Source organism: Paenibacillus faecis, from assembly GCF_008084145.1.
Taxonomy (GTDB): Bacteria; Bacillota; Bacilli; order Paenibacillales; family Paenibacillaceae; genus Fontibacillus; species Fontibacillus faecis.
The window spans coordinates 777,346-788,667 of sequence record NZ_VSDO01000003.1 but is presented as its reverse complement, the minus strand read 5'-3'; the positions used below and the strand labels follow the sequence as shown (position 1 = coordinate 788,667).

Annotated in this window: 10 protein-coding genes; 6 read left to right on the top strand and 4 right to left on the bottom strand. The window is 55.7% G+C overall.

Features of this window, described 5'->3' with window-relative positions:
- Positions 1–47: 47 nt before the first annotated feature.
- Together FRY98_RS16945 and FRY98_RS16940 are read right to left on the bottom strand one after the other, a co-directional pair.
- Positions 48–1,427 (bottom strand): sensor histidine kinase, encoded by a 1,380-nt coding sequence (locus tag FRY98_RS16945; protein WP_148454061.1) that lies wholly within the window; start codon positions 1,425–1,427, stop codon positions 48–50.
- Positions 1,424–2,104 (bottom strand): response regulator transcription factor, encoded by a 681-nt coding sequence (locus tag FRY98_RS16940; RefSeq protein ID WP_148454059.1) that lies wholly within the window; start codon positions 2,102–2,104, stop codon positions 1,424–1,426. The genes FRY98_RS16945 and FRY98_RS16940 overlap by 4 nt, the downstream gene beginning before the upstream one ends.
- Before the next feature lie 201 nt (positions 2,105–2,305).
- On the opposite strand from FRY98_RS16940, the gene yycF reads away from it, so the two are divergent.
- The 5 genes from yycF (at position 2,306) to FRY98_RS16915 (ending at position 8,001) form a co-directional block, all read left to right on the top strand.
- Positions 2,306–3,019, top strand: coding sequence for a response regulator YycF (gene yycF / locus FRY98_RS16935; RefSeq protein WP_148454057.1), 714 nt, complete (start codon positions 2,306–2,308; stop codon positions 3,017–3,019).
- A 1-nt stretch (position 3,020) separates the two neighbouring features.
- The gene (gene walK, locus FRY98_RS16930; RefSeq protein WP_148454055.1) at positions 3,021–4,844 is read left to right on the top strand and encodes a cell wall metabolism sensor histidine kinase WalK; all 1,824 of its coding nucleotides are present in this window, start codon (positions 3,021–3,023) and stop codon (positions 4,842–4,844) included.
- Entirely contained in the window at positions 4,841–6,133 is a 1,293-nt protein-coding gene (locus tag FRY98_RS16925) for a YycH family regulatory protein (protein WP_148454053.1), read from the top strand. Before walK ends, FRY98_RS16925 begins: the two co-directional genes overlap by 4 nt.
- 304 nt (positions 6,134–6,437) lie before the next feature.
- A complete protein-coding gene (yycI, locus tag FRY98_RS16920) occupies positions 6,438–7,187 on the top strand; it encodes a two-component system regulatory protein YycI (protein WP_148454050.1) in 750 nt (249 codons plus the stop codon).
- Positions 7,188–7,194: 7 nt separating this feature from the next.
- On the top strand, positions 7,195–8,001 hold the full coding sequence (locus FRY98_RS16915; RefSeq protein WP_148454048.1) for an MBL fold metallo-hydrolase: 807 nt from the start codon (positions 7,195–7,197) through the stop codon (positions 7,999–8,001).
- Here the strand turns inward: FRY98_RS16915 and FRY98_RS16910 are convergent.
- Positions 7,970–8,179 carry a hypothetical protein gene (locus FRY98_RS16910; protein WP_148454046.1) on the bottom strand — a complete coding sequence of 70 codons (210 nt, stop codon included), beginning with the start codon at positions 8,177–8,179 and terminating at the stop codon, positions 7,970–7,972. The genes FRY98_RS16915 and FRY98_RS16910 overlap by 32 nt on opposite strands.
- Positions 8,180–8,548: 369 nt before the next feature.
- Here FRY98_RS16910 and FRY98_RS16905 point away from each other — a divergent pair, with 369 nt between their 5' ends.
- Positions 8,549–9,802 carry a S1C family serine protease gene (locus FRY98_RS16905; RefSeq protein ID WP_148454044.1) on the top strand — a complete coding sequence of 418 codons (1,254 nt, stop codon included), beginning with the start codon at positions 8,549–8,551 and terminating at the stop codon, positions 9,800–9,802.
- Between the two features lie 573 nt (positions 9,803–10,375).
- Here FRY98_RS16905 and FRY98_RS16900 read toward each other — a convergent pair.
- On the bottom strand, positions 10,376–11,251 hold the full coding sequence (locus tag FRY98_RS16900; protein WP_249043451.1) for a helix-turn-helix transcriptional regulator: 876 nt from the start codon (positions 11,249–11,251) through the stop codon (positions 10,376–10,378).
- Positions 11,252–11,322 lie beyond the last annotated feature (71 nt).

The following is an 11,322-nucleotide window of genomic DNA, read 5'->3' as shown; positions in this document are numbered from 1 at the left end:
TGGAGTTCATTTTCATAAAAATTTGCATCCGATTACAGGATCGATTTTCATACCTCCTTGGGAGGCTTGAGGCCGTAATAGGGCAAGGTGACCGCGAAGGTGGTTCCCTGGCCCGGTCGGCTTTGAACGTGAATGCGGCCGCGATGCAGGTCGATCATTTTTTTGACGATCGCCAGCCCCAAGCCGTTGCCGCCTTGGGTCCGGTTCCGGGAGCGGTCCGCTTTATAAAATCGCTCGAAAATATGCGGCAGGTCCTCCTCGGAAATGCCGATCCCGCTGTCCTTGATCGTGACGACAACCTTGTGGACCTCTCGCCGGAGCAGAATGGAGATGCATCCCCCCTCGGGGGTAAACTTCAAACTGTTGCCAAGCAAGTTGGTCCATACTTGATTGAGCCCGTCGCGATCGCCTTTGATCACGACAGCCGGCAGGTGAAGATCGATGTCGATGGACTTGGCCGACCATTGCGGCTCAAAACCGACGACGATCTGCCGGATTTGCTCGTCCAGCCGGAAGGCTTCCGGATGAAAAGGATGGTGTTCGGACTCCAGTGATGCCAGATTCAGCAGATTGTCGCCCATGCGGGACATCCGCTCGCTTTCCGCAATGATGATATCCAGGTAGCGGTCTCGGTCCTTGGCATCGAGGGTTTCGTCTTTCAAAGCCTTGGCGAACCCGCGGATGGAAGTCAGCGGGGACTGGATTTCGTGCGACACATTGGAGACGAAATCCTGCCGCATCTGCTCCATTTGCTGCAGCTGCTGCCGCATCTCATCGAAATTTTTGACCAGCACGCCCAGTTCATCCTTGCGCCGGACCTTGAGGTTGGTGCTGAAATCGCCCCGGGCCATCCGCTTGGTCGCTTCCGTCATTTTGCGCAGCGGCAAGATCAGAAACGTGGCTTCCGCGGTAAAAAACAAGCTTCCGCCGATTAGCACGATTCCGATCATCGTCAGGATGATGTTGTTGATCGGGTAGCCGAACTGATTGGACGGTCCCGGCTGGATAAACAGCGCATACTTGTGTCCCTGGTGTTCAAAGCGAAGCCCGACGAACATATTGTCATCCCGGGTTTCTCCCTGGACGGTTTCCCCCTGCAGCACCCGTTCGACCTGGTCTTTTTTGACAAATGATGTGCTGCCGGCCTGGTAACCGTAGGTTTCCCGGTTGAAGTTTTCATTGTAAATTTCAAAGCTTATGGAATGGATAAGTTCCTTGATATCGTCCATGACCAACGCCCGGTTGTCGAATCCCGCGCGCTCGAAAATCCGGACCATGCTTTCTCCCAGGTGAATCAAATACGTTTGGGTCTGTTTCGTCACGGATTGCTGGTAAACATAGCCGGTGATCATGGCCGATGCCAGCAGGCTGACGATGATGGCCGTCAAAAACATCAGAACGATGCGGATATACAACGATTTGATCATTTGAAGACCTCGATCCGATACCCCAATCCGTAGACCGTCTCGATGCGAAACGACGGAGGATCGTCGTGGGCGAACCGTTCTCTCAGCCGCTTGATGTGGACGTCGACCGTCCGGTCGTCTCCGCTGTAATCCGCCCCCCAAATCTGCTGGATTAACTGCTCGCGGGTAAAAATTTGCCCGGGATAGCTGCCCAGTCTGAACAAGAGCTCAAACTCCTTGGGGGGAAGGGTCAGCTCTTCCGAACCGCGGATGACCTTGTAGGTCTGACGGTTCAGCCAGACATGGCCCAGTTGAATGCTTTGCGAAGCCGAAATCCGGTACCTTTTAAGCAGGGCTTTGACGCGAATCACCAATTCGATCGGATCGAACGGTTTCACGAGATAATCATCGGTCCCCAGATTGAAGCCTTTGACCTTCTGCCCGGTTTCCCCCCTGGCCGTCACCATCAGCAGGGGGGTGTCCGGATACTGCCGGCGCAGCTCCTGGCACAATTCCCAGCCGTCCATGACGGGCATCATAATATCGAGCACCACGAGGTCGGCCTGCGTCTGTTCCATCACTTCCAGCGCTTCTTTTCCGTCGGCGGCCTGCATCGGGTGGAAGCCTTCTCTTTTTAAATACAAACAAATCAGTTCCCGAATGTTCGGATCGTCATCCACTACCAGAATGGTCGTCATCTCAACTCGGTTCCCCTCTCTAGGTATGCGCCTTGTATGCTACAATTTGGCATCGTTTCTAGATTACCAGCAGGAGGGAGAGGGATTCAACAGATTTTGAGCGCTGCCGCTTCCTGGAAGCCGTTGGCTGATGCGGGCGGAGGTATGGTAAGATAGAGGAAGATGGGGCCAATGCCCGAGAGTATGGGGTGAACTGGGAAAATGCAAGGGAAAATTCTGGTCGTGGACGATGAGCGGCCCATTGCGGATATATTGAAGTTCAATCTGGAGAAAGAAGGCTACGAGGTGATCCTGGCCTTCGACGGCATCGAGGCGGTGGAGCTGGCGTTTGCCGAACAGCCGGACCTGATCCTGCTCGATCTGATGCTGCCGGGCAAGGACGGGATGGACGTATGCCGGGAGGTGCGGGCCAGGCTGCAGACCCCGATCATTATGCTGACGGCCAAGGACGGGGAGATCGACAAGGTGCTGGGCCTGGAGCTTGGGGCGGACGACTATGTCACCAAGCCGTTCAGCACCCGCGAGTTGCTGGCCCGGGTGAAGGCGCAGATGCGGCGGCAGCAAAAGCCGGCGGCACCCGAGGGAGCCGATGAACGTCAGGGCCTCAGCTTGTTTGAGTTGTTTGTGGATACCGATACGTATATGGTATCCAAGAACGGGGAGCCGCTCGATTTGACCCACCGGGAATTCGAGCTGCTGCATTATCTGGTGAAGAACGCCGGGAAAGTGATGACCCGGGAACATCTTCTGCAGGCGGTGTGGGGCTTCGAATATTTCGGGGACGTCCGGACGGTCGACGTAACGATCCGGAGGCTGCGGGAGAAGATCGAGAAGGACCCGAGCAAGCCGGAGTATATTTTGACCCGGCGGGGGCTCGGCTACATGATGCGCAGCTCCAAGGTGGGAGGATTCTAGGATGAAGCTGCCCTCCTTCTTCCGCACGATCCAGGCGAAGCTGATTATTATTTATGTGCTCCTGATCCTGATCGCCATGCAGCTGATCGGGGTTTATTTTGTGAGCGCGATGAAGACTTCCCTGACGAACAACTTCACGAAGGAGCTGCAGGAGCGGGCGGAGCTGCTTTCGGTGCTGGCGGCGCAGAACCTCGGCGCGTCGGGAGACTCGGCGGAGGAGTCGCTGGAAAATTTGCGCGTGCTGGTGAACAATCTGTTCAACATTAACGGCGCGGAAATTCAGGTGCTGGACGCCAGCGGCAAAGTGCTGACGACCTCCACGCCTTCGCATGCCGATTACGTCGGCACGAAGAACACGCAAACGGTCGTAAACCGGGCGCTGCAGGGGATTCGCGACAACGAGGAATACATTATCGACGAGGACAATGTCCGTAAGAAGGTCGTGGCCAAGCCGGTCGTCAATGACGGCAAAATCGTGGGCGCCATTTATATCGCGGCCTCGATGAACGAGCTGTACGATACGATGGAACGGATTAATAATATTTTTATATCGGGGATTTTACTGGCGCTGGGGCTGACCGCGGTGCTCGGCGTGATTCTGGCGCATACGATCACCTCGCCGATCAAGGAAATGACAAGGCGGGCAACGGCGGTGGCCGAAGGGGAGTTTCACCAGCAGATGCCGGTGCTGGGCAACGACGAGATCGGCCAGCTTAGCCGGGCGTTTAACTATATGACGAGCCGGCTGCGCGACGCGTTGGCCCAGAACGAGGAAGAGAAGGAGAAACTGGCCTCGATCCTCACCAACATGAGCGACGGGGTCATTGCGACCGACGAGGCTGGCATCGTGATCCTGATGAACCGCCGGGCCGGGGAAATGCTGCGGATCGGCGAGGACCCGACCGGGGAAACCGATATCATTTCGCTGCTGCGCCTGAGTCCGGAGGAGCGCGAAATATTGCAGCAGGGCACGATGCACTCCACGATTCTGGAGAACGAGACGTCGGAAGGGGAAACGTTCCTGATCCGCGTCACGTTCACGCCGATTCACCGCAGGGAGACCGGCATCGTGGGCACCATCGCCGTGCTTCAGGACGTGACCGAGCAGGAGCAACTGGAGGCGTCCCGGCGGGAGTTTGTGGCCAACGTATCCCACGAGCTCCGCACGCCGCTCACGACGATCAAGAGCTACACGGAGGCGCTGGAGGACGGGGCCATGGCCGATCCGGAACTGGGACCGAAATTTGCCTCCGTCATCCAGAACCAGACCGAGCGGATGATCCGCCTCGTCACGGACCTGCTGCATCTGTCGCGTCTCGACTCCAAGGAAGCGCAGCTGCGGAAGCAGCCGGCCAACGTGATGGAGATGCTGGAGGAAGTGACGGACCGGTTCTCTTTTCAGATGCAGGAAAAAGAGATCAAGCCGACGCTCTTCGTCGGCAACGGGGTCAGCACGGCGTGGGTGGATCGCGACCAGATCGACCAGGTGCTCGACAACCTGATGTCCAACGCCATGAAATATACGCCGGAAGGCGGCACGATCGGACTCGAAGCCCGAATCAAGGAAGACGGGGCGCTGGAAATTTCGGTACAGGATAACGGGATCGGCATTCCCAAGAAGGACCTGGACCGGATTTTCGAGCGTTTTTACCGGGTGGACAAGGCCCGGTCGCGGAATATGGGCGGCACGGGGCTCGGCCTCTCCATTGCCCGGGAAATCGTCAAGGCGCACGGCGGAACGATCTCGTTACAGTCGGAGCTGGGCAAGGGCACCAAGGTGACCTTTACGCTGCCCCAGTATGAACAAGGAGGCGACGGTGCGTGAAGGAGCGTGTGAAATCGCTGGTGCTGGCCCTTCTGGTCGGGTGCAGCCTGGTGCAGAGCTATTTTCTCATCTATCGCCTGCCGGGCAGCAACCCGGTCGTCAAAACCGCGAGCGACTATATCAAGACGGAGAACATGGGCCAGGAGGCGGAAGCGGAGGATATGCTGTTTCCCGCGCAAATCGCCGTTCATCTGGGCGGCGGCCGGCACACGGTGTTTTACCCGGAATCGGCCTTCTACAACCTGATTTACTCCCGGCTGAAGGGACGCCAGTTTGAGGGATTCCAGCGGTACGCCCTGGAAAACATCGATTGGGCGGAAATCCGCAGCCGCTATCCCGGCATCGAGCTGCAGTTCGGGGGAGGCATCCCGGTATCGCTGCTGCAACGGGTTATGCAAATCGAACCGGACTCTCTGTTTGAAGGCGAAAGCATCAGCCGGGTGCTGATCTACAACGCCGAGGATGAGGAGCAGGTGCGGGTGTTCTTTTTCAGCTCGCAGGGGGACGTGGTTTACGAGGCAACCAAGGCCGATTTGACCGTGCAGGACGTGAAGCAGCAGGTGGATTTCGGCAAGGAATGGGTGCCGTATACGCTGGAGGACGGCTATTACCTTCCGGAGAAGCCGATCCGCATGGTGGAGACGGGGATGAAGATCGGGGTGTTTTCGACGGATCAGATGCAGAGCAGTTTGTTTTTTGATCCCAGCATCACCCGCTATATCCGGGAAAAAGACGGCTCCGAGATCTATACGGACAGCAAGCGCAGTCTCCAAGTGAGGCAGGACCGGAACTGGATCAATTATACCGACCCGGCGGCACCGGCCGCGGGCGAGAGCAGCCCGGGGCGCAACGCGCTGTCCGCGGTGGACTTCGTTAACCAGCACGGCGGCTGGAACGGCCAATACCGGTTGAAGGAGACCGACGACAGCCGAAATGAGCAGCATACGGTGGCTTTTCAGCAGTATTACGGCGAGGGGCAGTATGGCGCTTTGCCGATCATTGATATCTCCTCGTTCCATTATGGAGAAATCGCCCTTGAATTAAGGCAGGGCACGATCACGGGCTACCAGCGCTCCCTGATTTATCCGACCGGCGAGTTCTGGAGCAAAAAAATGGTCGATCTGCCAGGGGGGAACGAGCTGCGGAAGCTGATCGCCCGGTTCAAGGGGGAGGCCGATATCGTCAGTCTCTACCCGGCCTACCATCCTTCCTTGACCAAGGACGGCCTGCTGCTGAAGCCGGTATGGGTGGCCGAGCTCCGCAACGGAGCGACGCGGATTCTGAACTAGAGGGGGAAGGGCTGACGTGAGATATTCGATCGGATATTCAACCAGATATTCGAAAACTTCTGCCGAGTTGCCCGCTTCAAACTCAAAAAGATGCAAATCTGCAGGATTTAGGCCGATCCACGATGGGAATTGTGAAAAAGATGCAAATCTGCAGGAATTTCCAGCGATTTTGGGGGCACAGAGCTGATTTGCCGAAAATGCCTGCAGATTCGCAGGAATTTTGAAATTTTGTTCCTAGCAGGAGAAAAAACCTGCAGATTTGCAGGCATTTTATTCAGTGAGGTTGTCTGATGGAGGTGGAAGGATGGATTGGGGCCGCGCGAAGAACGTGCTGATTTACGCCTTTTTATTGCTGAATCTGGTGCTGGGCTATCAACTGTGGAACGATTGGCAGGAGCAGGCGGACTCCAACCCGGATTTCTCCTCGCTGGAGAGTAATATCCAGAAGGCGATGGACGAGAAGCGGATTCGGGTGCCGGCGAAAATTCCGAGCGAAACGCCCGAGCTGCCGAAAATATCGTACCGGTTCGTGGACGGAGGGGGGAACGGCAAGGTCGTCGATCTTCCGTCACCGGTGGACAGCAAGCTGATCTATACCCCTAAGGAGCTGGTCAGCGCGTTAAAGACCAGTCTTCCCAATATCGCAAATTACCGGTATGACGAGGCGGCGAGCCGGGACGGGGAGTTTGTTCTCCACCCGCTGGTTGACGGGAAATGGCCGTTGTTTAAAATAGACTTGAGGTTGTACTACAGCAATCAGAAGATTATCTCCTATCGCGAGCAGAACATTGAAATCAGCAGTTCGGAAGGGGAGAAACGGCAGCGGGTGCTGTCCGCTTCCAAAGCGCTCGGCAACCTGGTCGAGAACTTTCTGCCGGAAGGCTCGGTCGTCACGGAAATCGAGCTCGGTTATTACGGCGAGGTGTTCAATTCCGATGCGCATCTGCCGGCCGCGCCGGCCTGGCGGTTTATTTTGGAGAGCGGGACGGAGTATTACGTACAAGGCATCAGCGGGGACGTGATCAGTCCGAACATCGAGAAAGCAAAGGAGTAATGGGGAAATGGGTTTAAAATTTACAGTGCTGTCGAGCGGATCTACGGGAAACGCCACGCTGGTTGCGAACGGTGAGGTCACGCTGATGATCGACGCGGGCTTCAGCTGCCGCCGGATTGACGAATTGCTGGCGGAGCGCGAGGTATCCGGGCAGGAATTGAGTGGCATTCTGGTGACGCACGAGCACTCCGACCATATCAAGGGACTTGGAGCCGTGGCGAGAAAATACAATTTACCGATCTACGCGAACGAGAAGACGTGGAGCTCGATGGAAAAGGCGATCGGCCAGATTCCGGAGGAGAACCGCTGCCTGTTCGGTACCGGCGAAGCGAAGGATTTCGGGTCGCTGCGAGTGGAATCCTTCGCGATTTCGCATGATGCGGCGGAGCCGGTGGGGTATTGTTTTTACGATGGCAAAGAAAAACTGAGCGTCTGCACCGATCTCGGCTATGCCAGCGACAAGGTGAAAGCGGCGATCGCCGACTCCGACGTGCTGGTGCTGGAGGCGAACCACGATATCGAAATGCTTCGCATGGGCCGGTATCCGTGGAACATCAAGCGCCGGATCCTCGGCGACATGGGGCATTTGTCCAACGAAGCCACGGGCGAGCTGCTGAGCGAGCTGTTGAACGGCCGGATCAAGCGGACGTACCTGGCCCACTTGAGCCGGGAGCATAACATGCCGGACCTGGCCCGAATGGCCGTGCGGGGCGCGATGGAAGACCGCGGCTGTTTTTTTAAGGACAGTGAGTTCAAACTGCGGGACACTTTTTTTGACCGGCCTACGCCGTGGGATACGGTGGCGGACTTATAAACCCGTCGAGTTCGGCCGCTTTTTGCTCGATCTCCTGCCGGGTGAGAATCCCTTTCTCGATCAATAGCTCCATTATCGCGCTGAGCGTTACCAATTGGTGGTAATGCTCTTCTTTCATATCGGCCAGTTTGGCGAGGACATTCACCTCGTTCATCGGCGTGGAATAGTTTGAATTCATGACTAAGCCCTCCTTTTTTAGGACAGCCGGGACAGACTGGAAAGACGGTGTTTCTCCCGAAAATTCCCTGTATGAAAACTGCACCAGTTTGTCCGGCTTATGGTAGAATAAATCTATCAATCTAGCGCTATATCTATAGTGTAGTCTTACTTTGCCGTAAACATTCCTAACGAAGACAAATGGACAACGAATAATTTGCCTGAACGGGCAACATCCCGCCAATTTAATACGTTAAGAGAGTACCGCAATGAACGGGAATATGAATTTGCCGTTATCGCATAGAGTGAAGTGAGCAGCGACACATGGGTAATAAAGTAACAAAGATAGATGGGCTAAGGCCTGGTAGTGCCATGGAGGGAGAGATACGGGATGGGATTGTTCGATGATGACTTTTATTCCACAAAGGTGCCGAGACGCCAACTTCGCAGAAGTTCGGACAATAATCTGCGGTGGCAGGGAAGCCGGCGGAGGCCCGGGTGGTCGACGCTTCAGGTCTCGCTGGTTTCTTCCATCCTGAGCGCGGTGGTGGCCGTGCTCCTGTACAGCTTGATTACCGGGCTCCCCTCCGCTTCCCGAGAAGCCGGTGTGAGCGGCGTCGCGCATGCCGGGGGTGATCCGTACGACCGGATCAGTACGGCGGCGGCCAAAGTGGCCCCGGCCGTGGTGAGCATTCTCAACCATAGCGAGGCCGGCGAGGAGGAAGATCCGGAGCGGGCGGCGCTAGGGTCGGGCGTGATTTTTAAGAAGGATAAGGGCAAGGCTTACATTATCACCAACACGCACGTGATTTCGGGCGCCGAAAATCTGGAGATCGTGACGAGCGACGGTGATTCCCGCAAGGCCAAGATTATCGGGCAGGATTCCATCAACGATATCGCCGTATTGGAAGTGGACGACAAAGGCATCGACGCCGTGATCGACATCGGCGATTCCAAGAAGCTTCGCGCCGGCGAGACGGTGATCGCGGTCGGCAACCCGCTGGGGTTGGGCGGCACGCTAACCTCGGGCATCGTCAGCTATACGAGCCGGATGATTCCGATCTCCCTGAGTCAGGACGGGATCTACGACTGGGAGCAGGAGGTCATTCAGACCGACGCGGCCATTAACGAAGGCAACAGCGGCGGAGCGCTCGTCGATTTGAACGGCCGGCTGATCGGCATCAACACGATGAAGATTTCGGATACCGGCGTGGAGGGACTCGGCTTTGCCATCCCGATCAACGAGGTGATGAGAACGGTCGACGATCTGCTGCTGTACGGCAAGGTTGTGCGCCCGTACCTCGGCGTGTATACGCTGGACCTGAACAACCCTTACGCCGAGATTACGGAGGAACAGCGGAAGGAGCTGAAGCTGCCGAACCATGTGACCGAGGGCGTGATCGTGTTGGAAGCGCACGGCCCGGCCAAGGAAGCCGGCTTGAAGCTGAACGACGTCATCACGCAGTTTGACAAACAGCCGATCACCTCGACGCTGGAGCTCCGCAGGTATCTGTACGAGAACAAGAAGATCGGCGAAGATCTCGAGGTCACCTACTACCGGGACGGCGAGCCGCGTACGGCGACCGTGAAGCTGACCGACAAGCCGTCCGAGACGGAAATCGAGGCCGAAGAGGCCGAGAAATAAACAACGCATAAAGGAAGACCCCTATACGCGAAGCAGTCAGCTGACTGCGGGCGCGGGAGGGGTCTTTTTGTGCGAGGGGGGATGGGCCATAGCCGGCCTTGCTTGGCGTCGCGAGGCCGTGCGGGACGGATTGGCCTAGCCAGGCCTCGTTTGGCCGTGCGGCGGGGTGGATTAACGGGAAAATCTCCCGTTAAATGAGGCCCCGGGCGGCCTGGAGCGCGAATTACCTGGAAAAAGTACCGCTAATTCTTTGTAATCGGGCGGAAGCGGCCGATTTAAGCCGAATTAGCGGGAGAAATTCCAGGTAAATGGGCGGGCCGCACCCTGTGGGCGGATTTAACGGGGGGAAATCCCGTTAATGTACGCGGCAAGCTGACTGGCTACCGCAAATGACGGAGCCGGTCGTTGATCGCGTGGAAGCCCCAATGCACGAGGAGCACGGCATGCGGGTTTCCATAGCTGCCCGACCAAGGTGCTGCCGATTTCCGGCGTTTCGGCAGCGGGGTGTGCCGAAGAGCTGGATCGCACGCCGACGGAAGCGATGGAGCCGGAGGAGAGCCTTAAGGGATAAGGCTAATTTTTCTGCTTTTTGTACGCTAACGGGGTCATGTTCATGGATTTTCTGAATTGATGGATGAAGTAGCTGGTACTATTGAACCCTACTTGATAAGCCACGTCGGTGACATTGTACTCGGGTTGTTGCAGTAAGGTCAGGCTTTTTTGAATGCGGTATTCCATCACATAATTTAAAGGGGTTTTCTTTAGAAACCGTCTAAAATAGCGGCAACATTCGGACCTGCTCAGCTGCCCCTCTTTTGCGATGTCCTCTAAACGAACCCTCTCGGCAAAATGGAGATGAATCCAATTCAGCATGTTCTTCATTCTATGGTTCTTCAGCATTTCAGCTTCTTTGTACTCTAATGGAAAACCGTTAGCGACCAGGTTTCTCCAGATGTGGGCTAACTGTATCGTAATATCAATTTGATACAAAGCTGGACTTTGCCGGATTAAACGGTCAATCTCCAGGATGGCGTCGACGATATTTTTGGCCCAATCCTCCTGGGGAGTCAGGCGAAGGTAAGGCAAGTTGGTCGCTCCTATATAAGGATACACATGAGATCTAAAAAGTTCTTGCGAGAGAACAAAACTTGGAGAAACATTTAAACAAATATAAACGCATCCGGAATGGTGATTGTCTCTGGCCAGGTGGAGGCAGCCGCTATTAATAAATAGCCCGTCTCCTTCGTCCAGCGTCACGCTTTCTTCCTGAATTTGAAAGACGGCTTGTCCCTTCATAATGAGAACAAATTGAAACTCATCATGCCAATGCATAGGGATATAGCCGTTTATATTGTGACTAATCGTGGTGTGATAACACGCGATGGGCAACGTGGTGGTACGATGTTCGGTCAGCTCTTTTAAATCGGGATCAATTGTAAAATCCTTGATTTGCATCGACAAACCCCCATCTCAATATATTTATATTTTATCATTGGATATTAGTATAAATTTACGCATTT

Excerpts from the sequence above, each read along its gene's own strand:
- yycF (WP_148454057.1), top strand. The coding sequence starts at position 2,306 with ATGCAAGGGAAAATTCTGGTCGTGGACGATGAGCGGCCCATTGCGGAT.
- FRY98_RS16905 (WP_148454044.1), top strand. The coding sequence starts at position 8,549 with ATGGGATTGTTCGATGATGACTTTTATTCCACAAAGGTGCCGAGACGC.
- FRY98_RS16945 (WP_148454061.1), bottom strand. The coding sequence starts at position 1,427 with ATGATCAAATCGTTGTATATCCGCATCGTTCTGATGTTTTTGACGGCC.
- yycI (WP_148454050.1), top strand. The coding sequence starts at position 6,438 with ATGGATTGGGGCCGCGCGAAGAACGTGCTGATTTACGCCTTTTTATTG.
- FRY98_RS16910 (WP_148454046.1), bottom strand. The coding sequence starts at position 8,179 with ATGAATTCAAACTATTCCACGCCGATGAACGAGGTGAATGTCCTCGCC.
- walK (WP_148454055.1), top strand. The coding sequence starts at position 3,021 with ATGAAGCTGCCCTCCTTCTTCCGCACGATCCAGGCGAAGCTGATTATT.
- FRY98_RS16940 (WP_148454059.1), bottom strand. The coding sequence starts at position 2,104 with ATGACGACCATTCTGGTAGTGGATGACGATCCGAACATTCGGGAACTG.
- FRY98_RS16915 (WP_148454048.1), top strand. The coding sequence starts at position 7,195 with ATGGGTTTAAAATTTACAGTGCTGTCGAGCGGATCTACGGGAAACGCC.